At 67.2% G+C, this 25,306-nt stretch carries 24 protein-coding genes; 11 read left to right on the forward strand and 13 right to left on the reverse strand.

The window, feature by feature from the left end; translation table 11 throughout:
- The first annotated feature begins 12 nt into the window (after positions 1-12).
- Entirely contained in the window at positions 13-723 is a 711-nt protein-coding gene (locus tag E8M01_RS28155) for an SDR family oxidoreductase (protein WP_170182112.1), read from the forward strand.
- An 82-nt stretch (positions 724-805) separates the two neighbouring features.
- Here the strand turns inward: E8M01_RS28155 and E8M01_RS28160 are convergent, their stop codons facing one another.
- Positions 806-2,230, reverse strand: coding sequence for an amidase (locus E8M01_RS28160; RefSeq protein WP_136963183.1), 1,425 nt, complete (start codon positions 2,228-2,230; stop codon positions 806-808).
- Positions 2,231-2,240: 10 nt separating this feature from the next.
- Positions 2,241-3,674: an amidase gene (locus E8M01_RS28165; protein WP_136963184.1), complete on the reverse strand. Its 1,434-nt coding sequence runs from the start codon at positions 3,672-3,674 to the stop codon at positions 2,241-2,243.
- Between the two features lie 242 nt (positions 3,675-3,916).
- Here E8M01_RS28165 and E8M01_RS28170 point away from each other — a divergent pair, with 242 nt between their 5' ends.
- Positions 3,917-5,488: an ABC transporter substrate-binding protein gene (locus E8M01_RS28170; RefSeq protein WP_136963185.1), complete on the forward strand. Its 1,572-nt coding sequence runs from the start codon at positions 3,917-3,919 to the stop codon at positions 5,486-5,488.
- 33 nt (positions 5,489-5,521) lie between these two features.
- Here E8M01_RS28170 and E8M01_RS28175 read toward each other — a convergent pair whose 3' ends face one another.
- The 4 genes from E8M01_RS28175 to E8M01_RS28190 all read right to left on the reverse strand — a co-directional run bounded on the left by E8M01_RS28175 (position 5,522) and on the right by E8M01_RS28190 (position 12,206).
- The gene (locus E8M01_RS28175; RefSeq protein ID WP_136963186.1) at positions 5,522-6,178 is read right to left on the reverse strand and encodes a hypothetical protein; all 657 of its coding nucleotides are present in this window, start codon (positions 6,176-6,178) and stop codon (positions 5,522-5,524) included.
- A 39-nt stretch (positions 6,179-6,217) separates the two neighbouring features.
- On the reverse strand, positions 6,218-7,624 hold the full coding sequence (locus E8M01_RS28180) for a selenium-binding protein SBP56-related protein (protein WP_136963187.1): 1,407 nt from the start codon (positions 7,622-7,624) through the stop codon (positions 6,218-6,220).
- Positions 7,625-7,899: 275 nt separating this feature from the next.
- Positions 7,900-11,745: an autotransporter domain-containing protein gene (locus E8M01_RS28185; RefSeq protein WP_136963188.1), complete on the reverse strand. Its 3,846-nt coding sequence runs from the start codon at positions 11,743-11,745 to the stop codon at positions 7,900-7,902.
- A 242-nt stretch (positions 11,746-11,987) separates the two neighbouring features.
- A complete protein-coding gene (locus E8M01_RS28190) occupies positions 11,988-12,206 on the reverse strand; it encodes a hypothetical protein (RefSeq protein WP_136963189.1) in 219 nt (72 codons plus the stop codon).
- Positions 12,207-12,397: 191 nt separating this feature from the next.
- On the opposite strand from E8M01_RS28190, the gene E8M01_RS28195 reads away from it, so the two are divergent.
- Positions 12,398-12,790 carry a hypothetical protein gene (locus E8M01_RS28195; RefSeq protein WP_136963190.1) on the forward strand — a complete coding sequence of 131 codons (393 nt, stop codon included), beginning with the start codon at positions 12,398-12,400 and terminating at the stop codon, positions 12,788-12,790.
- 67 nt (positions 12,791-12,857) lie between these two features.
- Here E8M01_RS28195 and E8M01_RS28200 read toward each other — a convergent pair whose 3' ends face one another.
- Positions 12,858-13,022, reverse strand: coding sequence for a DUF3309 family protein (locus E8M01_RS28200; protein WP_136963191.1), 165 nt, complete (start codon positions 13,020-13,022; stop codon positions 12,858-12,860).
- Positions 13,023-13,170: 148 nt separating this feature from the next.
- Positions 13,171-13,644, reverse strand: coding sequence for a hypothetical protein (locus E8M01_RS28205; RefSeq protein WP_136963192.1), 474 nt, complete (start codon positions 13,642-13,644; stop codon positions 13,171-13,173).
- Between E8M01_RS28205 and E8M01_RS28210 the strand changes: the two genes are divergently transcribed.
- From E8M01_RS28210 to E8M01_RS28220, 3 genes are all read left to right on the forward strand, one after another.
- The gene (locus tag E8M01_RS28210; RefSeq protein WP_136963193.1) at positions 13,612-13,872 is read left to right on the forward strand and encodes a DUF2188 domain-containing protein; all 261 of its coding nucleotides are present in this window, start codon (positions 13,612-13,614) and stop codon (positions 13,870-13,872) included. The genes E8M01_RS28205 and E8M01_RS28210 overlap by 33 nt on opposite strands.
- The gene (locus tag E8M01_RS28215; RefSeq protein ID WP_136963194.1) at positions 13,872-14,072 is read left to right on the forward strand and encodes a hypothetical protein; all 201 of its coding nucleotides are present in this window, start codon (positions 13,872-13,874) and stop codon (positions 14,070-14,072) included. Before E8M01_RS28210 ends, E8M01_RS28215 begins: the two co-directional genes overlap by 1 nt.
- 104 nt (positions 14,073-14,176) lie before the next feature.
- The gene (locus E8M01_RS28220; protein ID WP_170182113.1) at positions 14,177-15,130 is read left to right on the forward strand and encodes a diacylglycerol/lipid kinase family protein; all 954 of its coding nucleotides are present in this window, start codon (positions 14,177-14,179) and stop codon (positions 15,128-15,130) included.
- A gap of 10 nt (positions 15,131-15,140) precedes the next feature.
- Here the strand turns inward: E8M01_RS28220 and otsB are convergent, their stop codons facing one another.
- Complete coding sequence (gene otsB / locus E8M01_RS28225; RefSeq protein ID WP_170182114.1) at positions 15,141-16,022, reverse strand: trehalose-phosphatase; 882 nt, start codon at positions 16,020-16,022, stop codon at positions 15,141-15,143.
- Between the two features lie 155 nt (positions 16,023-16,177).
- Between otsB and E8M01_RS28230 the strand changes: the two genes are divergently transcribed.
- The 3 genes from E8M01_RS28230 to E8M01_RS28240 all read left to right on the forward strand — a co-directional run bounded on the left by E8M01_RS28230 (position 16,178) and on the right by E8M01_RS28240 (position 18,917).
- Positions 16,178-16,366: a hypothetical protein gene (locus tag E8M01_RS28230; protein ID WP_136963197.1), complete on the forward strand. Its 189-nt coding sequence runs from the start codon at positions 16,178-16,180 to the stop codon at positions 16,364-16,366.
- 107 nt (positions 16,367-16,473) lie between these two features.
- Entirely contained in the window at positions 16,474-18,549 is a 2,076-nt protein-coding gene (locus E8M01_RS28235) for an ATP-dependent helicase (protein ID WP_136963198.1), read from the forward strand.
- A gap of 86 nt (positions 18,550-18,635) precedes the next feature.
- Entirely contained in the window at positions 18,636-18,917 is a 282-nt protein-coding gene (locus tag E8M01_RS28240; RefSeq protein WP_136963199.1) for a hypothetical protein, read from the forward strand.
- A gap of 51 nt (positions 18,918-18,968) precedes the next feature.
- Here E8M01_RS28240 and E8M01_RS28245 read toward each other — a convergent pair whose 3' ends face one another.
- The 3 genes from E8M01_RS28245 to E8M01_RS28255 all read right to left on the reverse strand — a co-directional run bounded on the left by E8M01_RS28245 (position 18,969) and on the right by E8M01_RS28255 (position 21,288).
- Positions 18,969-19,883, reverse strand: a complete 915-nt coding sequence (locus E8M01_RS28245; protein ID WP_136963200.1) for a transglutaminase-like domain-containing protein — start codon at positions 19,881-19,883, stop codon at positions 18,969-18,971.
- Positions 19,884-20,020: 137 nt separating this feature from the next.
- Entirely contained in the window at positions 20,021-20,416 is a 396-nt protein-coding gene (locus tag E8M01_RS28250) for a PRC-barrel domain-containing protein (protein ID WP_136963201.1), read from the reverse strand.
- Positions 20,417-20,523: 107 nt separating this feature from the next.
- Positions 20,524-21,288 (reverse strand): Crp/Fnr family transcriptional regulator, encoded by a 765-nt coding sequence (locus tag E8M01_RS28255; protein WP_136963202.1) that lies wholly within the window; start codon positions 21,286-21,288, stop codon positions 20,524-20,526.
- Between the two features lie 233 nt (positions 21,289-21,521).
- On the opposite strand from E8M01_RS28255, the gene E8M01_RS28260 reads away from it, so the two are divergent.
- Together E8M01_RS28260 and E8M01_RS28265 are read left to right on the forward strand one after the other, a co-directional pair.
- A complete protein-coding gene (locus E8M01_RS28260; protein WP_170182115.1) occupies positions 21,522-23,261 on the forward strand; it encodes an ABC transporter ATP-binding protein/permease in 1,740 nt (579 codons plus the stop codon).
- A gap of 121 nt (positions 23,262-23,382) precedes the next feature.
- A complete protein-coding gene (locus tag E8M01_RS28265) occupies positions 23,383-23,622 on the forward strand; it encodes a hypothetical protein (RefSeq protein WP_136963204.1) in 240 nt (79 codons plus the stop codon).
- A 28-nt stretch (positions 23,623-23,650) separates the two neighbouring features.
- Here the strand turns inward: E8M01_RS28265 and E8M01_RS28270 are convergent, their stop codons facing one another.
- Positions 23,651-25,306: a sensor histidine kinase gene (locus E8M01_RS28270; protein ID WP_136963205.1), complete on the reverse strand. Its 1,656-nt coding sequence runs from the start codon at positions 25,304-25,306 to the stop codon at positions 23,651-23,653.

The following is a 25,306-nucleotide window of genomic DNA, read 5'->3' on the forward strand; positions in this document are numbered from 1 at the left end:
CTGGAGACCGCCATGCCCCATCCGACCCCTGTCGTGATCGTCACCGGCGCCACCGGCAATGTCGGACGTGCGCTCCTGCCCGTGCTCGCCGATCGCGGCATGACCGTCGTCGCGGTGGCTCGCGGCGGCGCGGCGCTCACCGAAGCCCTGGCGAATTTGCCCGCCGCCGCATCGCATCTGGCGATCCCCGACGCCGACCTGCTCGATCCCGCGGCTTGCCGGAAGGTCGTCTCCGACACGCTCGCCCGCTTCGGGCGCATCGACGGCCTTGCCCATACGGTCGGCGGTTTCGCCGCCGCCCCGGCCGCCGATGGCGGCACCGACCTGTGGGACCAGATGTTCCGGCTCAACACGCTGACCACGCTCAACATCGTCCAGGCGGCGCTGCCGCCGATGCGCGCGGCGCAACGCGGCAGCCTGGTCGCCATTGCCGCCGGAGCCGGCTTGAAGGCCCCATCGGGGCTGGCGGCCTATGCCGCGTCGAAAAGCGCTGTCCTGCGGCTGGTCGAGAGTTTCGCCGCCGAGTTGAAGTCCGAGGGCGTCAGGGTCAACGCCGTCCTGCCCGGCACGATCGACACTCCGCAGAATCGCGCGGCCATGCCGAAAGCCAATCCGTCGGCCTGGGTGCTGCCCTCGGAAGTGGCCGAAGCCATGGCCTTTCTCCTGGCTGATTCAGCCAGTGGCATCACCGGCGCCGCGCTGCCGGTCAATGGCCGCGGCTGATCGGCGAGGCCGGAGCGGTCCGGCCCCTGGCATCGTCGGGCCATGGGCCGTCGTGCAGGGCCGCCGTCATGCCGGATCATGATCAGCCGATCGTGTCGAGCGCGGCGATCAGCACCGGGTGCGGCTGCGGCAGGGCCAGCGTCTGCTCGACCGCCAGGCAGGCTTCCAGGATCAGCCGCTCGGAATATTTGGGCCCGGAGATCTGCAATCCGATCGGCAGTCGCTCGGGCGACAGGCCGCAAGGCAAGGTCGCCGCCGGCAGGCCGGTCAGGTTGAAGGGCAGGGTATAGGGCACCGCGTCGCGCCAGCGGTCATAACCTTGCGAGTGATAGGCCGTTTCCACCGGCGCGGCGACGCGCGGCACGGTCGGCGAGATCAAAAGGTCGAAATCCCGATGGAAGGCGGCGAGCTCGCGGCCGAGGGCCGCGCGGGCGGCTTCGCCCGTCAGCACGGCGTCGACACCGACATCGAGGCCCCGTTCGGCCAGCGCGCGGAACGTCGGATCCAGCTGGTCCCAGCGTTCGCGCGGGATCTGACGCAGGCGGCGGGCGAATCCGGCGATCCAGAACGCGCCGAAGGCCGTCTCGAGATCGCTGACGACAGGACCGACCTCGGTGATGTCGGCACCCGCGGCACGCAAGGCGGCGACCGCCGCCTCGATGCCGGCACGCACGTCCGGATCCGGCGCGATGCCGCCGAAATCGGGCGAATAGGCCAGGCGCAGACCGGTGAGCTTCGGCGCCATGCCGGCGAGCCAGCCGGGCTCCGGCGGCGGCAGCGCGAACCAGTCGCGATCATCCGGCCGGGCCATCACCTGGAGCACGGCGACCGCCTCGGCGACGGTGCGGGTCAAGGGGCCGCCCGAGACCAGGGTCGCGAACAGGCCTTCCTGCGGATGATGCGGCACGCGGCCGAAGGTCGGCTTGATGCCGAACAGGCCGCAGAAACTGGCGGGGATGCGGATCGAGCCGCCGCCGTCATTGCCGAAGGCGAAAGTGCCGAGGCCGGCGGCGACACAGGCCGCGCTGCCGCCGCTGGATCCGCCGGGCGATCGGCCGAGGTTCCAGGGGTTGCGGGTCGGTCCGTCCTGCAGCGGGCCGTCGGTCAAGCCCTTCCAGCCGAATTCGGGCAGGCGGGTCTTGCCCAGGATCACCGCGCCGGCCTCGCGCAGCCGCGCGACCACCGGTGAATCGGCGGTGGCCGGCAGATCCTCCACCGTCAGCGACCCGTGGCGGGTCGGGAAGCCGGCAATGTCGACATTGTCCTTGATGGTCACCGTCACGCCGTCGAGCGGTCCGATCGGCCGGCCGGCCTGCCAGCGGGCGGTGCTGTCGGCGGCCGCCTGCAGCGCGCCGTCGGCATCGATCAGCTGGAAGGCGTTGAGCGCCGGCTCGATCCTGGCGATGCGCTGCAAATGCAGGATGGCGACACCCGTCGGGGTGAGTGTTGCCGCGGCATAACGCGACTGGAGCTGGTCGATGGTCAGAAAGCAGTCGGCGTCGTTCATGATCGGTCTCTCACAGCCCGGCCGGGCGATGCTGGGCCCAGGGCCGGGCCTGTTCGAGCAGGCTGCCGAGCCGCAGGACGTCGGTCTCGGCGCCCCACTGGCCGACGATCTGAACGCCGGTCGGCAGGCCGTCGGCGGCGAAGCCCGAAGGCACCGACAGCGCGGGATGTCCGGTCAGGTTGAACGGATATTGGTAGGAGGTCCAACCTTGGCGGGTGATGCCACATTTCACCCCGTCGACCTCGACCTCGTCATTGGCGGCGTCGAATTCGACCGGCAGGGCCGAGCGGGTGTTGGTCGGGGTGACCAGGAAATCATAACGCTCGAACAGCGCCTGGATGGCGCGGAACAGGCGGGTGCGGGCAAATTGCGCATTGCGGAAGTCGGCCAGGCTGAATGTCGCGCCGCGTTCCATGAAGGCGAGCGTCACCGGGTCCATCTGGTTCTGCCAGCGCGGCAGATATTGCGCGCAGAACACGGTGAAATTCGCCTGGTAGAGAATGCGCCCCTCGAGCTCGATCCAGTCGATCGCGTCGGTCACCTCTTCCACCTCGGCGCCCATGGCGGCCCAGGCGTCGAGCGCGGCGCGGGTATTGGCTGTCACGTCGGCCGCCACCCGGGGATTGGCGCAGCGCGCGATATGGCCGATGCGGATGCCGGTGAGATCGCCGCCGATCAGCTTGGGCGAGAGCTGCCGCTGATCTTGGCCCTTGATGCTCCAGGGATCCTTGGCCGATGGCCCGGTCAGCACGGCATGCATCACCGCCGCGTCGGTGACGGTGCGGGCGAGCGGCCCGGCATAGATATTGTTGCCGAAGGCGTCGCGGGTGGTGTCGGCCGGCACCGCGCCGAGCGTCGGCTTGAGCCCGACGACGCCGCAACAGGCGGCGGGCCCGCGCACCGAGCCGGCACCGTCGGTGCCGAGGCCGATCGGCCCAAGGCCGGCGGCAACCGCTGCCGCGGCGCCGCCGCTCGACCCGCCGGAGGTTCGCCCGAGATTCCAGGGATTGCGCGTGATGCCGTGGCTCGGGCTGTCGGTCAGGCCCTTGTTGCCGAATTCCGGGGTCGTCGACTTGCCGATGACGATGGCGCCGGCCGCCTTCAGGCGCGCGACCAGCACATCGTCTTCTCTGGCGATATTGTCCTGGAAGATCGCCGAGCCGTGTTTGGTCGGCACGCCCGAGACATCGACCAGGTCCTTGATGCTGACCGGCACGCCATGCAGGGGGCCGAGCGGTTCGCCGGCCGCAACCGCCTGCTCGGCTCGCTTCGCGTCGGCCCTGGCCTCAGCGGCGGTGACGGTGACGAAGGCATTGAGCCGCGGCTGCTGGCGCGCGATGGCGCCGAGCACGGCCTCGACATAGTCGACCGGCGACAGCTTGCGCGCGCGGATCAGCGCCGCCGCCGATGTCGCGGACATGAACAGGAGATCGGCGTCTTGCATGGGGGCTCCCCGGAACGGCAACAGTGCTGCCGCTTCCGATCTTCGACCGGGAAGGGGGCACCCGTCCAGGCAGGACGCAGTGCACCAAGGGCGGTTCACGGCTGCCCTGCGGCAGATGGGTGTCGGTGCCGATCAGCCGTTGCGCGGAAGGAGGAAACCGGCTCAGCTTGGCGCTCCGGCAGTGCATGCAATCGTTCGACCAATCCCGCTTTGGATTTCTCGAAGGCCAAGGAGAGACGAGCATGGCAGACGCGACGATGAGCCGGCGAAACATGCTGGCCGGGAGCGCCACTCTGGCCGCGGCCGGCGTCATCCGACCGCGCGAGGCGCGCGCCGCCAAATCGATCAACGTCGTGCTGGAATCCGAAGTGGTCATTTTCGACCCGCATTTCACCACGGCCGCCATCACCCGGACCTTCGGCACCCATGTCTTCGACACGCTGTTCGCCATGGACGGCAAGGGCGACATCCGCCCGCAAATGATCGAGGCCTTCGAGACCTCGGCCGACAAGCTCACCTGGAAGTTCAAGCTGCGCGACGGCCTGCGCTGGCACAATGGCGAGCCGGTGACCGCCACCGACTGCGTCGCCTCGCTCAACCGCTGGGCGCCGCGCGACGCGCTCGGCCGCATGCTGGCGGCCGCCACCGGGGCGCTCACCGCCAATGACCCGCGCAGCTTCACCTTTCAGCTCAAGCATCCGTTCCCGCTCATGCTGGCGACGCTCGGCAAGGCCAATGCGCCCTTGCCGGTGATGATGCCGGAGCGGCTGGCCAGGACGCCGGGCGACCAGCGCATCACCACGCCGATCGGCTCGGGACCGTTCCGGTTCCGCTCGGACCTGTGGCGCTCGGGCAATCTCATGGTGCTGGAACGCAATCCCGACTACGTGCCGCGCCGCGAGCCGCCGGATTTCCTGGCCGGCGGCAAGACGGTGAAGATCGACCAGCTCGACCTCCGGGTGATGCCGGACCAGTCGACCGGCGCCAACGCGCTGATGCGCGGCGAAATCGACTACATGCAATATCTGCCCTTCGACATGTTGCCGCTGTTGCAGCGGGCCCGCGGGGTCAATCTCCTGGGGCTTGGCGGCATCCACCAGTTTCAGGGCAATTTCCGGCTCAATCACCAGTTTCCGCCGTTCGACGACCCGGCGATCCGGCGCGTCCTGTGGAAGCTCGCCGACCAGTCCTCGGTGCTGACCGCGATCGGCGTTCCCGAGCAGTTCCGCGCGCCGCAATGCCCGTCGTTCTGGATGTGCGACGCGCCGCTGTCGACCACCGCCGGCTCCGAGACCGCCCGCCTCGACATCGAAGCGGCCAAGGCCGAACTGAAGGCCACGAGCTATCGCGGCCAGCCGGTGATCCTGCTGGAGGTCGCCGGCTCGATCAGCCAGACCGCCGCCAATGTCCTGGCGCAGAACATGAAAAATGCCGGTTTCGTGGTCGACGAGCAGACCATGGACTGGGGCACCGTGCTGGCGCGCCGGGCCAAAAAGGACGGCTGGTCGATGTTCTCGGTCTATTCGAACGGCACCGACATGATCTCACCATTGTCGCATTTCTACATCGCGTCGACCTGCGCCGATTATCCCGGCTGGTCCTGCGACCAGCGGGTGCCGGCGCTTCTGGAGGCATTCGCCAAGGCCGACAGCGACGACGATCGCAAGCGCGTCGCGGCCGAGATCCAGACCGTTGCCTATGAACTGACGCCATCCGTCATGTGGGGCCAGTTCACCATTCCCGCCGGTTATCGCAGCCACCTCAACAATCTCATCCAGTCGTCCTACCCGATGTTCTGGGAGGTCGACCGCTGAGCGGAAGGCTGGGCGCCGGGGCGGCGATCGGCGTCAGAAGGCGGCGTAGAGGCCAAGCGAGCCGGCGAGCGCCAGGCTCGCCGCCCAGAGCATCCTGAGGTCGAACCATGACCGGGTCAGCGCCCCGAGCCCGACGAGCCGGTAGACCGTCCAGGCGACGAGGCCGCCCGAGGCCAGCATGGCCGCCGTGTGGATGAGGGTTACGCCCAGCGCCAGGCCGGCATTGCCGGCAAGACCTGGCGCCTGGCCGGCCGCCAGGCCCGGCAGGCCGGCCGACGGGACCGTGCAAAGCCCCAGAAGGATCGGCACGAGCAGGAGCCCGGCGCCGTGCAGGACGCCGACCAGAAACGACCACAGCGCGATCTGGGTCGGCCGGATCCTGGCCATGAACCTGGGATGGCCGGGATAGCAGAGGAGCAGGGCTGCGAAACCGACGACCAGCAATCCCGCGCCGATCCTGATCTCGCGCGCCCAGTCCAGCAGCAGGCTCAGCGCTGCGAAAGGCAGCAGCACGACGGCAACCGCCGCAAGGTGGCCGGCGCCCAAGGGAACCAAGGTGCCGATCAGCGCGCCGAGCCGGCGTTCCGTCATGCCCGCCGCGACCGCCAGCGGCCAGCCCATCCCAGGGTTCAGCCCGTGATAGAGGCCGCTCGCGACCACCGCCAGCCAGAGCGCCGTCTCTGTCGCCATGTCCGTGTCGCCAAAGTTCCTGTCGCTACATCGGGCGCCTCAGGCCGAGGGGTAGCAGAACGAGTCGGTCGAGCAGTCGCCGCCCTCCAGCCGGATCTGATGGGCGGCGTAGCCGGGCGGGAATTCGACCTGGAAATCGGGGTTGATCGCCAGGCCCCCGTCTGCGGCGACATTGACCATGACGAGCGCGCCGGGGATGCCTTCGGGGTAAAATTGCGGGTCCCAGGTCGAATAGAGCGAATTGCTGAAATAGACCCGCTCGCCGTCGCGGCTGATCTCGATCATCTGGGGTCCGCCGGCAAATGGCTTGCCGCCCGGCCGCGGCCGGTTCTTGCCGATGCCGCCGATCTGGACGGACCCGGCCAGGACGGGCTTTCTGGGCTCGGTCACGTCATATTGGCGCAACTCGCCGGTCGCCCAGCAGGCGACATAGAGATAGCGATCGTCCATCGACAGGTCGATATCGGTCACTAGCGGGGGCACGGCGCCGAAACCCTTCAACAGGGGCGGCAGAAGTGCTGCGTCGGTCGGCTCCGGCGGGATCGTTGCGGTCTTTTCGATATGGAACCGTCCGCCGTCCCGCCACCATGTCCAGATCGAGCCTTCGAGATTGGTGGTGTCGACGACGACGCCGAGAAAGCCGTATTCCTTGGCCGGATCATGGGCCGGGCGCACTTCGAGCGCCATCTGGTGCTGGGCCCCGAGATCGATCGTCTGGATGTGGCGGCGGCCGCGCAGATCCCAGAAATGCACCTGGTGGCCGTAGCGGTTGCCCAGGAGATCGTCCGGCACGATGCCATTCTCGAATTGCGGCGGCAGGGCCCATTCGCTCGACACCGCATAGTCGCGGGGAAGGTTCCACCAGAAGTCGTAATGCAGCCGCTGCGGGCCGCGGTCGATCTCCCATTGGCCGAGAATCTCGAAGTTCTCGCAATCGAGGATGAACACGCCGGGAGGCCCCTCGGTGCCGTTGGCGCCCTTGCCGCCGAGGGTCGAGATATAGACGCCCTCGGGACCGCAATGGACGGTGTGAGGCCGCGAATAACCGGTTTTGCGAAAGACGTCCTCCGGCTCGATGATCTTGTGGATCTTCGCCTTGGTCGGATGCGGCTTGGTGTCGACGACATAGATCCTGGACGAGCGCATGCCGGGAATGATCAGGAACCGCCGCTCGAGGAAACCGTGGCCGCTCATCGGCGACAGTGCCGAGCTGCAGGCGTTCCAGCCGAAATGATGGAACTCGTCGCCCTTGTTGGGCATCTCCACCTGATGGACGAGATGGCCGAAACGGGTCGAATGAGGCGTCACGTCGACCACGCCCAGCGCATCGGGCTTGGAGAAGTCGGGCGAGAGCAAAAGCACATAGGCATAGTTCTCGCGTGGGGCCTCCATGGCGAGTTTGGGCGAGGGATAGAAGGTCGGGTCTGGCCGCAGGGTCTCGAGCATGGCTGTTGCTCCCGGTTGGACGCGCCGCTTGGAATGCCGATGCCGGTGGTTCTGCCAGGCGTGGACCGCCGCCGCGGGCAGATCGGATGTCGCTGGTCGGCCGATTGCCGTTCGGGCTGCACGCTGTCGAGCAGGCGCACCCGTGCGAACAGGCATACCCTCAGGCCCGGGCACTGCGCCTGTTCGGCGCGCCGGCAAATGGCCTCGCAACGGCAAAATCATAGTCGAACTCGGCGCTGGCCGCCATGCCGGCCTTGCCGGCAGGCGTGCTGCCCTTACCAGGTGTGGCGCAGGCCGAGGCTGCCGCGGATCGCCTGATGCCGCTCGCCGAGCTCGGCTTCGATCGACGAGGTGAAGCTGAGGCCCGTGCCGAGCCTGAGTTCCGCTCCGGCCGATGCGAGCGCGGTATGCATGGAGGGGCGGGCGCCGAACACCGTGAAGCCGGAATTGCCGAGCGTCTGGAACTGGGCATCCAGCGACCGCTCGGTGGTCGGCTGATAGGCCCAGGCGAGGCGCCCGAAAGCGATCAGGTCGGTGCCGGGCGACAGCACCATCCGGCCGTCGAGCCGGACGCCGAGCTCGGTGCGCACCCAGGCCGCGCTTTTTCCGGCGAAGTTCAGGCCGAACACGCCGCCCGCCGGGATCGAGCTTTCGCTGTAGCGGGGCGCCGAATAGCCGATCGCTTCCAGCGCGGCGTAAGGCGTCCAGCCGAAGCCCGGCTGGCCGAACCGCCAGCCGGCCTCGATCCGGCCGCCATAGGTCTGCGCGGTGACGCTGGAGCGGTAGAGCTCCGGGCCGGCCAGATTGACGTTGCGCTTGATGTCGAAACTGTTCCAGCCATAGGCCACGGCCGCCGAGACATAGGCATTGCCGAGACGGGTGGAGCCATAAAGGCCGATCTGGAACAGGTCGCCGGTGCCGCCGCCGCGCGCGCCGAGCCCGTAGGACGTGCCGCCACCGGCCAGCGCGAAACCGACCAGGGTCTCCGGCGAAATGCGACGGTCGGCACCGGCGGCAACCCCATAGATGCCGCTATTAGTGGCCGCGGCGCCAGTGCCGGCATCGGCATTGATTTTGGTGGCCTGGCCGAAGGCCTTGGTCCAGATCGCCCAGCCTTCGCTGACCCGCCCGGCCGACAAGGGCCGGCCGACCGGCGGATCGGCCATCTGGATCAGCGACGGGCTGGCGGACGAGGCCTGGGCCCCGCGCGCGCCGGCCATCGGGTCGAGCATCAGGTTGAGGAACAGGCTGGAGGCCCGCAACGCCACGTCCTGCGTACCGGTACCGGTTTCGCCCGACAGTCCGGCGAGCGCCTGTTGCAGCGACGACAGCGGCAGCAAGTAGAGCGGCATGAAGGCCGAGACATCGGCGCCGCCGGCGACCGCGCGGTCGAGCGCCGCCGCGACATTGGCCGGATTGGTCGGCAGGCCCGGCAGAAGCGGGACCAACGCGCCGGCGCTGAGTCTCAGTTGGACATCGGTTGCGGTGTAGGTGAGATGTGGCGTGATGGCCGGCAGCGTCGAGCTCAAGTCGGTGAAGGTGCCGGTCCGGCCACCGGTTGCCGACAGCACGGTATAAGTGGTCGTGAAATTGAAGCCGCTGCCGGCGAGGACGACCCGCAAGCCGCCGGCCAGGGTTGCGGTGCCGCCGATATTGACCCGGTCTGCCGTCGTCCCCGAAAGTTCGATGAAGGTGACGCTACCGGCATTGAAGGTCGCATTGCCTGCCACAGTCATGGTGCCGATACTGTTGCCGGGCGCCAGATTGCCGCTGAGATCCAATGCGCCGATGGTTCCGACGCCGCTCAGCCAGGCGCCGGCATTGACGGTCACAGCCGAGACCAGCGAGCCATTGACCGTCAGCGTGCCGGCCTCGACGATGGTCGGGCCGGTATAGGTATTGGCGCCCGACAGGGTCAGCGTGCCGGTGCCGACCTTGACCAGCGAGCCGCCGCCCGGGCCGCAGCCGCAACTGTCGGCGATGACGCCGCTCACCTCGGTCGACCGGTTGTTGCTGCCGACAGTCAACTGGTTGGAACCGAGGAAATAGTCGCCGGCGCCTTCGATCGAGCCGGCGCTGAGCCGGCCGTCATTGTTCGGGCCGAAGCTGAAGCCGAAATCGACCAGGCCGCCCGCCTCGGTGATGAACCGGGCATTGCCGCCGGTGCTGTTGCCGCCAAACAAAACCTCGGAGCCATTCCGGGTGATGATGGTGGCATTGCCGGCGGTGCTGGAGCCGTCGAACACCAAGAGGGCATAGGCCGGGCCGACCGCGGCCTCATTGATGATGGTGGCATTGCCCGCGGTGCTGGAATCGCTGAAGAACGTGGCCGCGTCGGCTTGGTTGGTGATCGTGGCGCTGCCGGCAGTGCTGGATTCACCAAAGAAAACCGCGGATCCGGACTGGCTCGTGATGGTGGCATTGCCGGCCGTCGCGAAGCCGCCAAAAAAGGTGAGCCCGCCAGCCGTGTTGACGATGGTCGCATGGTCAGCCGAGGCCGTGTCGGTGCCGCCGAGGATGGTCGAGCCAAAATACAGGACGCCGCCGGTTCCGTTGGTGATGACAGCGGTGCCTGCGCGCGCCTGCTGGCTGAACAGCAGGTCGCCGCTATTGGTGATCGTCGCCGCGCCAGCCGTGCTGCTGTCGGTAAATTCGAGCCCGCTGTTGTTGATGATCGTGGCGGTGCCGGCGGTGCTGTTGTCGCGAAAGGTAACGAGGCCTCCGAACGCGATGGTGGTGATCGTGGCATTGCCGGCCGACGTCGCGTTGTAGAAGTTCATCTCGCCGGTGGTGTTGATGGTCAGTCCGTTGGTATTGCCGTTGACGATGTTGAACGTGCCGTCATTGGTCACCAGGCCGGTGATCGAGCCGGCGCTCGTCAGGGTGCCAAGTTGCAGCGTGCCGCCGAGATCGATCGCGGTGCCGCCGGAATAGCTGTTGGCGCCGGACAGAATGGTCGTGCCGCCGGCGAGTTGCCGAACCGCGCCGGCGCCGGTGATGGCTCCGGCAAAATCGCCGCCCTGCAGGGCCAGTACGGACAAGGGGTTGATGCCGGTCTGGACCGTGCCGGCGCCGAGCAGATTGTTGATGCCAGCCGAGAAGCCGTTGAGATCGAGCGTCGCGCCCGAATTCACCGTCACCGACGCGAAGTTGAAGAGCTGACCCCCGAACAGGCCATTGCCGTCGCGCAAGGTGCCGCCGGCGACCTGCAGCATGGCACCTGGATCGACGATGACCGTGTTGGAAGCGATGACCACCGTCCCGCTGTCGGTGGCGCTGCCGAAAATGGCGGTGCTGCCGGCGCCGAAGAGCGCGATGCTCCCTCCGCCAGCCGGGCCGAAGGTGATCGTCTGGCCCGCCGCCGCCGAAACCGTGCCGGTCGTGCCCGGATTGAAGACGAAGCTGTTGGCGAAGGTCGCCGAGACGGTCGAGCGCAGACCGCCGCCATTCAGGATGAGCGCGGTAGCCCCGATTGGTCCGCCCAAGGCTCCGGCATTGCCGACCTCGATCGTGCCGGCATCGATCCGAAGCGAGGCGCCGAGGAAGGGGTTGGCCGCAGCCAGTACCAAGGTGCCGGCGCCGGTCTTGATCAGGTCGTCGGCAAAGGGCGAGGTGATTTCGCCGGCCTGGGTTGCCCGGCCCGACGCGACGTCGAAATTGACCGCGCCCCCGAAAACGACAATGCCAATCGTGTTGTTGATGGTGATGCCGTCGAGATAACCGAGGGTCGCTCCTGCCAAGGCCAGATTGACGATGCTGTTGCTGAAAGCCGCATCATTGCCCGCGACCAACGTTCCCTCGTAGATATCGGTCTGGAACGTATAGGTATTCGCGCCCGACAGGATCAACGTGCCCGCGCCAGTCTTGAGGAGAGCGTGCGGTCCGCCCGAAATGACACCGGACTGCTCGGCCGTGCCCACAACGACAATGAGGTTCGTCCCCATGACGCCGTCGACGACGATCGGCGCCGAACTGACGTCTCCGTCGTTGTAATTGACCGGAACCTGTGCTGCGGCCGTCGTCGCGACGGCCAGCAAAGCCGCGCCCGCCAACAGCGCCTTGCGCAGGTCAGCCGCAGATCCGCCCGACAGCCGTCGCGGCCGGCTTGTGGTTCGAGACATGCCGCTTCCCCCCCAAAAAAGCGTCAAGGAGCGTCATGACGTACAGTTTTGGCGGGAGATGCAAGGAGAATGTAAGGCGGGGTTGCGGTTTCGGCGGGTGGTGTTTCCCATCGACAACAGCCACAGCTGATCAGACATTTCAGAGGGGCAATTGCCGCATTGCGTCGCGCGGCGACCGATGCTCGGCGCACCGCCGCGAACAGTGTCTTAGTCGTTGTCGCATTTCGGATCAGTGCCGGAGGTTATCCGGCCTGGCTGTAGCGCTTGTGCGGCTTGGGCGGCGGCCCTCGCACCAGGCCGTCGTCGTCGCGCTCCGGCTGATCGGCGAAATTGCCCGCTCCGACCATGTCGCCATGGTTGCGGTCCTCGCCTTGATTGCCACGCGCGGTTCCGCCGGATTTGTTGGGTTCGTCGCGGTTGACGTCGCGGCTTGATCCGCCGGGATGAGGGCTGTTCGCCATGTCGTCCTCCAGGGTTGTTCGGGAGAATGGGCTGTTCGGGAGAATGGGTTCTTCGGGAGACCAACAGGCCGCTTGCCCCGAGGTTCCCGGCCGGCTGTCCGAATCCACCACGGGCCAGGCGTTTTTGCTCGGGGGCCGGAACAACGTGCCGGCCTGCGCGTTCGGGATTTGGATCCCCCCGAGGATGTGTCATGACCCGCGACGAACCCTGGATGCGACCCTATGTCCTGTCGATCACGGGTCTGTTCCTGGAGGAAGGCTTCGGGCGTCTCGCCGAGGCCCTGGGACGGCTCGATCCGGCCGCGGCCGAGGCCACGCTGGCGCGTTTCGAGGAGATGATCGGCGCCGAGATCGCCAATATCGGTGCGCAGGAGGATATCCCGCCGGCCGTGCTGGTCGGCCTGCGGCGCAATGTCCAGAACCGGATGGCGACGGTCGTCGCCAAGGCGCGGCAAAGATTGGCGGCGGCGGGCGAGGCGGCCTCGAATTCCATGACCCCGGCGGGTGGCCAAGGCAATGGCCCGGGAAGCAGCCAGGCAAGCGCCCGCGACCGGCTGTTCGTCCACACCGTTTCGATGCCTTGAGCGAGGTGTTTGGAGCGAGGTGTTTGGCGAGGTGATTGGAACGGGGCGCCCGGCCTGGTCGGGCGGATCAGATACCGGCGCCCAGGCCACCGAGCAGATAGACGATCAACAGGATGACGAGAACGGTGCCGAGGCCGCCGCCGAGGCCCCTCGAACCGTAGGCCCGGTGTCCGAAATAACCTCCACCGCCAAGCAGCAGGACGACCAGGATGATCAGAAGCAGGGTCGACATGTGAGCCTCGCGGGATCGGATTCTCGTGTCGACATGCCGCTTGGGTCTGCGGCAGTCACACGGTCGGCTATTCAACGCAGGTCGACCCGGAAGGTTCCCGATCAGAGTAACGGCCGGTCCATCCGCGGCGGGCGATCATGGGGCCCGTTCAGGCGTCGCGGCGCGGTTTCGAAGGGGCGCCGGGCTTGGTCTCGGCCGAGGTCGCGGCAACCGGATCGCTCGCAGGGAAAGTGTCCTCGAGCGCCTTGTGCAGATCCTTGTCGATCAGATCCTTATCGATCAGACCCTTGTCGATCGTCTGGCCTGCCTGTTTTGCCGGCATGGCCGGGCCCGCACCGGCGATCGCCGCCTCGAACTCGCGGGTGCCTTCGGCCTGCATGTCGTCGGCCTTGCGATCGGCGAGCGATTTTCCCTGGCTGGTCATGGTGTCCTCCTGTGGCTTCATACCAACGGAAGGCGCGCCGATCGGTTCCGCCGGACCGTCAGCGCCCTGGCCGGCGGCCGATCGATCGAAAGGCGGTTTCGTGGGGTGTTCGGCGGGAACTTTCGCGCGCGCGACCGGTTTCCTGCTGGTCACAGGAGGGTCACCATGGCTGAGCTTCACTACCAGATCGTGCAGCATGATGGCGGCTGGGCCTATAAGCTGGGCGACGTCATCTCGGAGACCTTCGCCTCCCATGACGAAGCGGTGATCGCGGCCGAGGGCGTGGCGGCCCGCCAGCACCGGCCGGGCGAGCCGGTCGATATCGAATATGAGGATGGCGACGGCCGCTGGCACAAGGAACATTCATCCGGCGACGATCGCCCGGACGTGCGGGTCGACGACGCCCCGATCGGGAGGAAGTCGTGATGGGCAATCCTGTTCCCAGACACAGTCCCGGCTTCGACGAAGACGATCCGGCCCGGCGCCGCCGTGAGCCGGACGTGGGCGATCCGGTGATCGATCCGGAGCGTCATCCGGACCAGGATCCGGCGATCGATCAGCCGGCCGACAGCATTGACGAGCCGCCGCCCGACCCGCCCGACGACGAAGACCGCGACCCCCGATGAGGGCCGCCGGCGGCAGGCTGGCTTGTGATGCCGTCCTTGACGGACCGCCATCCGGGCGCGCCGGCAATCATGACGTGGCCAATCATGACGTGACGAGGGGACATTTGGCTGACAATCTGGTGTTCGGGATGACCGGCGACGCCTCCGTCGCGATCCTGGCCAATCGCAGTTCCGGCCTGACCGCGCGAACCGCCGAAGCGGTCGATGTCGCCGTCTCGATGCTGGCCGGGCACGGCTTCTATCCCCGGCTCTTCATGGCGCGGCGGGGCGGCCTCGAGGAGGCGCTTGCCGCCTGCCGGGCGCATGAGCCGGATCTGGTCTTCGTGATCGGCGGCGATGGAACCATTCTGGCCGCGGCGGAGGCGTTCCTGGGAACCGATACGCGGCTGGCCATCGTGCCGCTCGGCACGGTCAATCAACTCGCCCGCGACCTCGATATCCCGCTGGATCCGGCACTTGCCGTGGCATCCTTCGTCGGCGGTTCGATCCGCGCCATCGATGTCGGCATGGTCAACGGACGCGCTTTCCTGTGCACGTCTGTCGTCGGGCCGCTTGCCAAGCTGCAGCGCTATCGCGAACAGGCGCGGGGCCGGCTGCCGGCGACGCTGCTCGCCATCGTGACGACGATCCTGAAGGCCTTCCGCCTGAGGCCGATGCGCCTGGTGCTCGGCGACGGCGCCCGGACCTGGCGCGAGGACAGCCGCGGCGTGATCGTCTCGGTCAATCCGTTCCTCAGGCAGCCGTCGCGCATCCCCAGGCGGGCGAGCCTCGATGGCGGCCGGCTCGCCATCTATGCCGCCCGCGACAACGGCCGGCTGACGCTGATGAAAATGGCCGCGGCGATCCTCGCCGGCCGCGCCGAGGACAATGCCAATATCGTCTATCACGAGGCTCCCGCCATCCGGATCGGCGCACGCCGCCGGCGCATCACGGTGCTGAACGACGGCGAGATCCGGCTTTTGCCGATGCCCTTGCAGTTCAAATTGATGCCGGGAGCCTTGCGGGTCCTGGCGCCGGGCCAAAGCGTGGCCGCACCGGCGGCCGTCGTCGCCCCGTGAGGCCTGGCCGCTATGCCGCGTCGCCGCCGGCGATACGCGACAGCCAGGCGCGCACCTCCGCCGGCTCCATGAAACTAGCGTCGGCCTGGCGGAAATGCTCGCCGGCGACCTTCAGGCCGAACCCACCGGCACCCTCGGCCACGACGAAGGCGTCCTCGTCGGCGCGATCATCGCCGATCATGATCGGAATGCGTCCGGCAAAGGGCTGCCTGCGCATGATTTCTCGCAGAGCCGTTGCCTTGGACGTGCCGTTGGGGATCACCTCGATCACCGCGCGGCCCTCTTTCAGGTGATGATCGAGATTGAGCTCGACCAACAGATGCGCGAGCGCATTGAGCAAGGCCGGCCCGGCCTCGGGCGCCTGCCGGAAGTGAACCGCCAGGATCGGGCCCTTATATTCCAGGCGCACGCCTGGATGGCTCGCCACCAGCGCCACCGCGCGGGCAAGCAGGGCCGGCGCGATCGCCTCGGGCATGGGTGTGACCGGATCGGCCGACATGAAACTGAATTCGAGGCCATGGAGGCCGGAGCCAGCCAGTTGCGCCGGAGCGATCATGCGGGCGATATCGGCGAGATGCCGCCCGGTCACCACCGCGACCGCGCCGCCGAGGCGCTGCTGAAGCCGCGTCAGGTCGGGCGTCAGGCTTGGCGGCAGGATCACCTCTTCCGGCGTATTGGCAATGTCGACCAGGGTGCCGTCGAAATCGAAATAGACCGCATAGTCGTCCGGCCGAAGACGGATCTGCGGCGCCAGCAGATCGGGCAGGTTCCTGGATCTGGGGGCGTCGATCATCATGCAACCTGTCGAGGGCGAGGCGATATCTAAAAAAGGACCGGTCGGGCGTCCGGAGATCAGCAAGGTCGGGCGGCAGGCCCGGTTCCCCTGGCGCATTCTAACCCATGGCGGCCGCCCGTCGAGGCAGGTCCGCCTCATGATGCTTCGCCCAAGGCCCGCCCGACCGGTCGATCCGATGCGTGATCGGCGCGGCAGGAACCGGACCGCCCGCATCTCGTTGTGTCTCGATAGAGGCGAAACAGGAGGCGATCATGATGCATCCCAAGGAAGCCGGTGGATGGCAAGATGCCCAGGCGCCCGTCCAGCCGGATGACGAGGGCAAGTCGCAGCAGAGCCAGGGCAATGGCCGCCCGGCGCGCGGTGGGCAGAAGGCGCAGGCCGGCGGCCAGCCGAGCCGCCAGCAGGGCCAGAAGCCCGGATCGGCCGGCCAGCGGGGCTGATCCGGCGCGACCAGGGCAAAGGTCTCCCGCCGCAACCGGCCGGTGATTGGAACAAAACAGGAAACGTGTCATCCACGGGATGAAGCCAGCCCAGGGATGATTCGCGCTTGTCCGTCGCCGCCGCCTATCTGACCAAGCTCAACCCCGAGCAGCGGCGCGCGGTCGAGCACGGCGCGGCCTCAACGGAGGCCGGCTGCGGACCGCTGCTGGTGATCGCGGGGGCGGGTTCGGGCAAGACCAATACGCTGGCCCATCGGGTCGCCCACCTGATCGTCGGCGGCGCCGATCCGCGCCGCATCATGCTGCTGACCTTTTCGCGCCGGGCGGCTGCCGAAATGACCCGAAGGGTCGAGCGCATCGCGGCCGAGGCGCTGGGTGCCAAGGCCGGCGTGATGACCGATGCCCTGACCTGGGCCGGCACTTTCCACGGCATCGGCGCGCGCATCCTGCGTGACCATGCCGGCGAGATCGGACTGGATCCGGGCTTCACCATTCATGATCGCGAGGATTCCGCCGATCTCGTCAACCTCTGCCGCCACGAGCTGGGTTTCTCCAAGACCGAGACGCGGTTTCCGACCAAGGGCACCTGCCTTGCGATCTATTCGCGCGCGGTCAATGCCGAGATGGCGCTGGAGGAGGTGCTGCGGGCGGCTTTTCCCTGGTGCATGGCCTGGACAGCGGAACTGCGGGCGCTGTTTGCCGCCTATGTCGAGGCGAAACAGCGCCACAACGTGCTCGATTACGACGACCTGTTGCTCTACTGGGCGCAAATGGTCGCCGAGCCGGCGCTCGCCGCGGAGCTTTCCGGCCGCTTCGACCATATCCTGGTCGACGAATATCAGGACACCAACCGGCTGCAGTCGTCGATCCTCATCGCCTTGAAGCCCGCGGGGCGCGGCCTCACCGTGGTCGGCGACGACGCCCAGTCGATCTATGCGTTCCGCGCCGCGACCGTGCGCAACATCCTCGATTTTCCCGGCCAGTTCGACCCGCCGGCCGAGATCGTCACGCTCGACCGCAACTACCGCTCGACCCAGCCGATCCTGGCCGCCGCCAATGCGGTGATCGGCGAGGCCGCCGAGCGCTTCACCAAGAATCTGTGGACCGAACGCACCTCCGGCGAGCCTCCGGGCCTCGTCACCGTGCGCGACGAGATCGACCAGGCCCGCTACGTCGCCGACCGGATCCTGGAAAACCGCGAGACCGGCACGGCCTTGAAGGCCCAGGCGGTGCTGTTCCGCACCTCGCATCACAGCGGCCCGCTGGAGGTCGAGCTGGTCCGGCGCAACATTCCTTTCGTCAAGTTCGGCGGGCTCAAGTTCCTCGATGCCGCCCATGTCAAGGACATGCTGGCATTGCTGCGCTTCGTGCAGAACCCGCGCGACCGCGTCGCCGGGTTCCGGGTGCTGCAGCTCATCCCGGGCGTTGGCGGCAGTTCGGCGGCACGCCTGATCGACCAGATGACCGGGGTCAGGGATCCGTTCGGCGCGCTGGCCGAGGCCGCGGCGCCGCCTCGCTCCGGCGATGACTGGCCGGCCTTTGTCGACCTGGCCTTGGCCTTGCGGTCCGGCCGGGCCGGTTGGCCGGCCGAGTTCGGCGCGGCGCGGCTCTGGTACGAACCGCATCTGGAGCGCATGCACGAGGACGCCAGCGTGCGGCGCGCCGATCTTCTGCAACTGGAGCAGATCGCCGGCGGTTATCCCTCGCGCGAGCGCTTCCTGACCGAGCTGACCCTGGATCCGCCCGACGCGACCAGCGACCAGGCCGGCATGCCCTTGCTCGACGAGGACTACCTGATCCTGTCGACCATTCATTCCGCCAAGGGCCAGGAATGGAAATCGGTCTTCGTGCTCAATGCGGTCGATGGTTGCATTCCCTCCGATCTCGGTGCCGGCACCAGTTCCGAGATCGAGGAGGAGCGGCGGCTGCTCTATGTCGCGATGACCCGCGCCAAGGACGACCTGCACCTGATGGTGCCGCAGCGCTTCTTCACCCATCAGCAGTCATCCACCGGCGACCGGCACGTCTATGCCCAGCGCACCCGGTTCATTCCGCCCTCGGTTCTGAAAAACTTCCAGCTGACCACCTGGCCGATCGCCGCCCAGCAGGCCAATGCCGGCCGCGCCGCCGCCCAGCCGGTCAAGGTGGATATCGCCCAGCGCATGCGCGGCATGTGGCGCTAAGCCTCGGCCGGAACCTCACGCCTTCGATCGGGTTGGACCATTGACGGGCATTGCCCGCATGGGTTCAGGATCGATGGAGGTTTGTCATGGCTGATGCGCAAGGCCGCACGGGATCGAACAACGGAGGCCCGGCCGGCCCGACCGAACTCGAGGACAAGATCGTCCGCGGCGCCAGCGATTTTGCCTCGTCCGCGAGCAAGACGCTGAAACATGTCGGTGTCGACACCGATGTCATGGTCGACGCCGCCAAGGGCCAGGCAACCGAACTGCAGAAGCTGCTGATCGACGAAATCGCCGCCCGGCCGTTCCGGGCGCTCGGCATCGCCGCGGCCGTCGGTTTCGTCGTCGGCGTCTGGAACGCCCGCTGAGCAATGACATGAGGGGAGGCCGGCTGGCACCGGCCTCCCGCGCAGCCGCCGTCAGGGCAATCCTTCGGACCGGTTTCGGCGCCACGCGGTCTGGGCCGCAGCATGGGCGCGGCGATCTTCCGCACTCACCGGGAAGCGCTGGCCGAGCACCTCTTCGGCAGTCACCTCGAAACGATCGAGCACATGCGCGCCGAACGAGTTGACCAGCGGCACGTCGGCGGCGTCCTGGCCGTAGGCCATGACGATGCGGCCGATGCGCGGCATGTTGTGGCGGGCATCGAAGGTGTACCACTGGCCATCGAGGAAGGCCTCGAACCAGGCGCAGAAATCCATCGGGGCAGGGTCCTGGGGCACGCCGATATCGGGCAGATAGCCGGTGGCATAGCGCGCCGGGATATTCATGCAGCGGCACAGCGTGATGGCCAGATGGGCGAAATCCCGGCAGACGCCGACCCGTTCCTCAAAGGCCTGGGTAGCGGTGCGCGTGTCGCGGGCAAAGTGGTAGCCGAAGCCGAGCCGGTCGTGGACGAAATCGGTGATCGCCTGGACACGGCTCCAGCCCGGCGCGACATGGCCGAAGCGGTGCCAGGCCTCCTGCGACAGCTGATCGGTCTCGCAATAGCGGCTGCCGCGCAGGTAGATCAGGGTGTCCTCCGGCAGTTGCTCCGGCGGCACCTCGCCGGCCAAAGGCTGTACCGTGTCGGAAAAACCGGGATCGAAGATCACCCCGCCGGCCTTGAGCGACAGGCCGCCGGCCGGCGCGGTCATGCGCCGGCAGAGATTGCCGAACTGATCTTCGTGAATGGTCTGCTCGATCGGCAAGGCCGGGTCGGCCAGCGCGCTGGCGATCAGCTCGTCGGCCTGGGTCAGGTCCTGGCGCCGGCTCGGGTGAATGTCGAGCAAGGCGATCAGCGGCGTCGCCGCCTCGCACAGGATGTCGATGTGGAAGCCATAACGGATATGCATCGCGCGCTCCGGCGGGATGAAAAAGGAAACCGCAGCGCCATGCTACAGCACGCGCGCGCCGGCCGGCGCTATCGTTTCGTCAAAAGGGCGCGAGCGGCAAGCTCGCGCCCTGAAATGCCGAAAGGTCGACGTGGAACTTACATCCAGTAGGGACTGGTTCCGTAATAGTCGTAGATGCGCTTGCCATAGACGCGGTCGCTCCAGTCCGGCTCGCCCTTGGCATCGTACATCGGGGCGTTCTCCAGCCGGTCGCGGGTCAGCGGCACGACATAGCCTTCGCGCTCGGTGTCGTATTTCAGCACGCTCCACGGCAGCGGATGATATTTCTCGCCGATGCCGAGAAAACCGCCGAACGACATGATGGCGTAGACGACATGGCCCGATTCCTTGTCGAGGATGATGTCGTGGATCTCGCCGAGATGTTCGCCATTGCTGTTATAGACATTGGTGCCGGCGACGCGGTCGGCGGCAATGATCGCGGAATGACCGGACATGGACCGGCCGGACGTCGTTCCCGTGGCTTGGTTCGCCATTTCACAATCTCCGGGTTTTGAAGGTGGGCCCGCACAGGCGGGGGGACAGTCATGGAACGTCTCGGGTCGGATCAAGGTTCCCGGCAAGCACCGAGAAGCTGCGCCGCTCAGATCAGCGGCCGCGGCGTCATCTCGCGTTCGAACAGCGAGGCCATCCGCGCGGTGAGCCGCGGATTCAGCAGTGTCAGGCGTCCGCCGGCGAATGCGAACAGGCCGGCGCGCCGGAGCCGCGACCAGGTCTTGCTGGTATGGACCAGCGACAGGCCGAGCGCGTCCGCCATGTGCTGCTGCGACAGCGGAAACTGGAAACTTTTGTCGCTGACCAAGCCGAGCGTTTCGGCGCGCCGGAACAGCGAGATGACCAGCGCGGCGATCCGTTCGGCGGCGCTGCGCTGGCCGACCGAGACAAGGTTCTCGTCGACCATGCTTTCCTCGCGCGAGCCGAGCCAGGCGAGCTCATAGGCGAGGGTGGGCATCTTGACGAACAGGTCCCAGACGCGGCGGCGGGAAAACACGCAGACCTCGACATCGGTCAAGGCCTCGATGCCATGCTGGGAGGCGCTGAGCAGTGAGGCTTGCAGGCCCAGAATGTCGCCGGGCAGGAGGAAGTTGAGGATCTGCCGCCGGCCGTCGGGCAAGGTCTTGTAGCGATAGGCCCAGCCGGCGAACAGCGTGAACAGTTCGGCATCGGTTTCGCCCGGGCTGATGATGTCGCTGCCGGCCTTCACCAGCCGATGGTCGATCTTCATCGACTGGATGAAGGCGATGTCATCCACCGTCTTGTCGGCAAAAGCGGGCTTGGCCCGAAGGGGGCAGGCACTGCAGGGCGTTCCGGCCCGCGGCAGGCGGCTCTTGTCAGTATAGACGAGCATTCGGACCCTCGCAAAATCAACCACCGCATCAACGGCCTCGTGGCCAGGAAGTTCCGGCGCAGGAGAGGAACCTGCGCGGGGACGGGGCGTTGTCATGGGGAGCGCGTCGGGGCGCGCCCTCGCGTGTCGCGCCTTTCGAACCGGTGGCCATGATGACCGAGAATGACGATCTGGGGCGGGATGAGGGTTCATCTCGCGGGCGCTTGCGGGCGCGCGAATTCTTTCGGACGTCATTGGGTTTCTGGACGGGACGCACCCGGTTTCGGGCCTGGGGACTGACCTTGCTGGTCCTGGCCTTCGCCGCCGCCCATATTGGCGCGCAGGTCGGCATCAATATGTGGCAACGCCTGTTTTTCGATGCGCTCGAGCGAAAGTCGGTTGGCGACGTCCTCGGCGCCATCGGCTGGGTGCCGGTCATTGTCGGTTTCTTCTCGCTCGCGCTGTCGGGCGTCGTCGTCACGCGCATGCTGCTGCAGACGCGCTGGCGCGAATGGCTGACCATGCATCTGGCGGGCTGGTGGATCGCCGACCAGCGCTATTACCGGCTCGGCTTCATCGCCGAGGAGCAGACCGCGCCGGAATTCCGCATTGCCGAGGACGTCCGCCTGTCGGTCGAACCGCTGGTCGAGTTCGCGCTCGGCCTGATCACCGCCTCGGTCACGGCGGTCACCTTCGCCGCCATCCTCTGGCAGGTGGCGGGATCGGTGCAGTTTTCGCTCGGCGGAACGACGGTCGTCATTCCCTTCTACATGGCGATCGCGGCCATCTTTTATGCGGTCGTCATCTCGACGGCGGCCTATTTCACCGGCAGGCCCCTGGTCGGGAGGATCTCGCACAAGAACCAGATGGAGGCGCAATTCCGCGCCGAGATGACCAGGCTCAGGGAAAATGCCGAAAGCATCGCGCTGATCCGGGGGGATGATGACGAACGGGCATCGGTTCACGACAATTACCGCAATGTCGTCAAGGCCTGGCTTCAGATCGTCCGCCAGCAGGGCATCATCGCGCTGGTGATGAACACCAATGGCGCCTTGTTCCCGATCATTCCCCTGGTGCTGGTGGCGCCCAAATATCTCGCCGGCGAGCTGTCTCTCGGGGCGGTCATGCAGGTCACCGCCGCCTTCAGCGCGGTGCAGTCCGCGCTGATCTGGTTCGTCGACAATTTCGTCAAGCTCGCCGAATGGTACGCTTCGCTCAAGCGTGTCGACGAACTGGTCGAGGTGCTGGAAGACCTCGACATGGGCACCATCATGGAGGGTGAGGGCCAGATCGAGTTGGGCACCAGCGGCGACGGCGCGATCCATATCGACAACCTGTCGCTGGCCCATCGCAACGGCCGCGTGGTCATTGCCGATGCCTCCGTCGTCATCGAGGCCGGCGAAAAGGTGCTGATCACCGGCGCGAGCGGCACCGGCAAGAGCACGCTGATCCGCGCGCTCGCCGGTCTCTGGCCCTGGGGTTCGGGCAAGATCACCGTGCCGCCGGGCCAGTCCATCGCCTTCGTGCCGCAAAAACCCTACATCCCCATGGGCACCCTCAAGGAGGCGCTGCTTTATCCCCATGCCGACATAGCGGTCGACAACGAGACCATCGTCACGGCGATGAAGCGCTGCGGTCTCGGCTATCTCGCCAAGCGCCTCGATGACGACGAGGCCAAATGGGATCAAACCCTGTCCGGGGGCGAGCGCCAGCGTGTCGCGTTTACCCGGCTGCTGATCCAGAAACCGACCATCATCATCATGGACGAGGCGACCTCGGCGCTGGATGAAGACAGCCAGAATGGGCTGCTCGAACTGTTGCGCGAGGAACTCGCCGGTTCGACGGTCATCAGTGTCGGCCATCGCGCCGGCCTGGAGGAGTTTCATGACCGCAAGATCACCCTGGAGCGCCGGCCGGCGGGCGCACGCCTGACCGCGGAGACGTCGACCAGTTCGCTCTGGCGGATGTTCGGACTGGGCAAGGCCGGCGTCTGAGCCGCCACCTGCGTCGCGCCCGCCGGTCGGCTGAAACCCATCGGTGCCGCGGCCCACGGGGAACAACCCCAGATATCGCACGTTGCTCCTGCACTGACCCGCAACGAGGCAGGAGATCACCATGTCCATCGCGTCGCGCCCGGTTCTACCCCTGTTGTCCTTTGCGGCGGCAACCCTGGTCATTCTGGGCATCTGCCTGGTCAGCATGATCCTACAGCCAACCGGCGGGCCAAATTCGCGCCTCGGTTACCATGATCAGGCGGCGCAGGGCGCCGTCCTCGCGATCAACGCCACCGCCGCTATCGATACGCTCGAGCGTGTCCTGCCGGATCCGGGTGACCGCCCGGCGATCGAGCGCTGAACCTTCAGGCCCGCGTGAGACGTCCGGGTTAGGTGGTCACCTGCCAGGTGCCGAGATCGGCGGCCGTCGCCGGCACCGGCTGGACCGCCTCGATCTGCATGGCGAGGCCGGCAAGCATTTTCGGCTGCGGTCCGAGCGCCACGTCGCGATCGGCCGTCAGCTTGAGTTCGAAGGCCTTTTTGGCGGCGTTCGGGTTGAGATCGACGACGCGGGCGATGATATGCACGCCCTGTATGGTCCAAAGGCAGCGCGACACCACCTCGACGACCAGCAGCCCCAGCGGGATCAGGCGATCGATCGGCAAGCTCGCCTGCGAGGCGATCTGCCCTTCCACCAATTGACCGGGGCGCGACAGCAGCCGCGAGATCGTCGCCAGCACCTCGTCCAGGAATGCGTCGACACGCACCACATGCATCTCGCCTTCGGCAAGCGCGAAACGATAGGCGATGGCCAGCACCTGGACCCGGCACTCCGCCTCGCTCAGCGCCAGCTTCGCCTCGGTTGAATGGTTGCGCTTGGCGAGCGACAGGTAGCTCTGCACGATCTGCAGGCTGTTCTTCACCCGGTGGTGCAGCTCGCGCACCAGCAGCCGGTTGCGGTCGAGCGCGGTCTGCAGCGCGTGCTGACGCTGCTCCTGCGCATCGACCATGCCGTTGAAGGCCCGCGCGACGCTCTTGATGTCCGACGGCATTTCCTCGGCGACCAGCGCGCGGGCGGTGAATGACGATTGCTCTTCCTGCCGCGCCGCCTGCTCGATGCCGCGCAGCCAGCGCAGGATGTGGCTGTGGATGGCGTGCAGATAGACCGCGCAGAGCAGGGCAAGCGTCGCCAGTGGAATGATCAGCAGCGCCAGGAACTGGGTTTGCGCGGCGCGGGTGACGGTCTGGTCGAGGCTTGCCAGGACATAAAGATCGGGCTCGGCGATCCGCTGAACGGAATAGGACCGCCGCGCGCCGGCGCGGCTGGCCGCCTCGAAGGGCTCGCCGGTTCGGGAAATGCTCCCCTCGGGCAGCCAGCTCACGTCCTTCTCGTCGGCGCCCCGGGCGATCAGGATCTGATCGCTCCGGCCGATGAGACCGACGACCGCGCCGGCCGCCAGGGCTCCGAGATCGAAGGCCCGCTCGAGCGCCGCCACGTCGGTGACGTAGAGGCCCTCCCAGCCGGTTCCGGCCCCGCCGCCGGTCGCGTGAATGGCGAGATAGTGCTTGCCGTCGATGTCGACATAATCGTAGCGCGCCGTCGTCGACGCGGCGCCCGGCAGATCCTGGACGATCGGGCGCGACGTCAGGGTCCGCGTCATGGCGTCGAGCGTCTCGGCGGACAGGGCGCCGTTGCGCGAGGCGAGGCAGGACGTGCCATTGGCGAAGCGCAGGCGCAATGCCTGGTCGTCCTGGGTGCCGGCGAGCACCTGGCGGCCGATCGCGTCGCATTGCGGGTCCGTCAGACCGGTCGCTTCGACCCCGGCGACGGTGGCGAGCAGCGCCCGAAGCGCGCCGTCGTACCAGATCCGCGTCCTGACCGCGTAATTGGCCGCCGCTTCCAGCTGGCGATCTTCGATCGATCCCAGCACCGTCCTATAAGTCGTCACCGCGGCGGTGGCGGCGAGCAGCGCCATCGGCACCGCGATCAGCACCAGAAGCCCGATCAGGCGGCCTCGGACGGTCTGGAATTTGGACAGCTTCAT

It is taken from the genome of Phreatobacter stygius (assembly GCF_005144885.1).
Taxonomy (GTDB): domain Bacteria; phylum Pseudomonadota; class Alphaproteobacteria; order Rhizobiales; family Phreatobacteraceae; genus Phreatobacter; species Phreatobacter stygius.

Bases quoted from the DNA above. Each gene is read 5' to 3' on its own strand.
- E8M01_RS28180 (WP_136963187.1), bottom strand. From the start codon at position 7,624: ATGCTCGAGACCCTGCGGCCAGACCCGACCTTCTATCCCTCGCCCAAA.
- E8M01_RS28190 (WP_136963189.1), bottom strand. From the start codon at position 12,206: ATGGCGAACAGCCCTCATCCCGGCGGATCAAGCCGCGACGTCAACCGC.
- E8M01_RS28195 (WP_136963190.1), top strand. From the start codon at position 12,398: ATGACCCGCGACGAACCCTGGATGCGACCCTATGTCCTGTCGATCACG.
- E8M01_RS28155 (WP_170182112.1), top strand. From the start codon at position 13: ATGCCCCATCCGACCCCTGTCGTGATCGTCACCGGCGCCACCGGCAAT.
- E8M01_RS28265 (WP_136963204.1), top strand. From the start codon at position 23,383: ATGTCCATCGCGTCGCGCCCGGTTCTACCCCTGTTGTCCTTTGCGGCG.
- E8M01_RS28185 (WP_136963188.1), bottom strand. From the start codon at position 11,745: ATGTCTCGAACCACAAGCCGGCCGCGACGGCTGTCGGGCGGATCTGCG.
- E8M01_RS28205 (WP_136963192.1), bottom strand. From the start codon at position 13,644: ATGCTGCACGATCTGGTAGTGAAGCTCAGCCATGGTGACCCTCCTGTG.
- E8M01_RS28160 (WP_136963183.1), bottom strand. From the start codon at position 2,230: ATGAACGACGCCGACTGCTTTCTGACCATCGACCAGCTCCAGTCGCGT.
- E8M01_RS28165 (WP_136963184.1), bottom strand. From the start codon at position 3,674: ATGCAAGACGCCGATCTCCTGTTCATGTCCGCGACATCGGCGGCGGCG.
- E8M01_RS28245 (WP_136963200.1), bottom strand. From the start codon at position 19,883: ATGCATATCCGTTATGGCTTCCACATCGACATCCTGTGCGAGGCGGCG.
- E8M01_RS28215 (WP_136963194.1), top strand. From the start codon at position 13,872: ATGGGCAATCCTGTTCCCAGACACAGTCCCGGCTTCGACGAAGACGAT.
- E8M01_RS28230 (WP_136963197.1), top strand. From the start codon at position 16,178: ATGATGCATCCCAAGGAAGCCGGTGGATGGCAAGATGCCCAGGCGCCC.
- E8M01_RS28200 (WP_136963191.1), bottom strand. From the start codon at position 13,022: ATGTCGACCCTGCTTCTGATCATCCTGGTCGTCCTGCTGCTTGGCGGT.
- E8M01_RS28170 (WP_136963185.1), top strand. From the start codon at position 3,917: ATGGCAGACGCGACGATGAGCCGGCGAAACATGCTGGCCGGGAGCGCC.
- E8M01_RS28250 (WP_136963201.1), bottom strand. From the start codon at position 20,416: ATGGCGAACCAAGCCACGGGAACGACGTCCGGCCGGTCCATGTCCGGT.
- E8M01_RS28240 (WP_136963199.1), top strand. From the start codon at position 18,636: ATGGCTGATGCGCAAGGCCGCACGGGATCGAACAACGGAGGCCCGGCC.
- E8M01_RS28175 (WP_136963186.1), bottom strand. From the start codon at position 6,178: ATGGCGACAGAGACGGCGCTCTGGCTGGCGGTGGTCGCGAGCGGCCTC.
- otsB (WP_170182114.1), bottom strand. From the start codon at position 16,022: ATGCGCCAGGGGAACCGGGCCTGCCGCCCGACCTTGCTGATCTCCGGA.
- E8M01_RS28255 (WP_136963202.1), bottom strand. From the start codon at position 21,288: ATGCTCGTCTATACTGACAAGAGCCGCCTGCCGCGGGCCGGAACGCCC.
- E8M01_RS28210 (WP_136963193.1), top strand. From the start codon at position 13,612: ATGGCTGAGCTTCACTACCAGATCGTGCAGCATGATGGCGGCTGGGCC.
- E8M01_RS28270 (WP_136963205.1), bottom strand. From the start codon at position 25,306: ATGAAGCTGTCCAAATTCCAGACCGTCCGAGGCCGCCTGATCGGGCTT.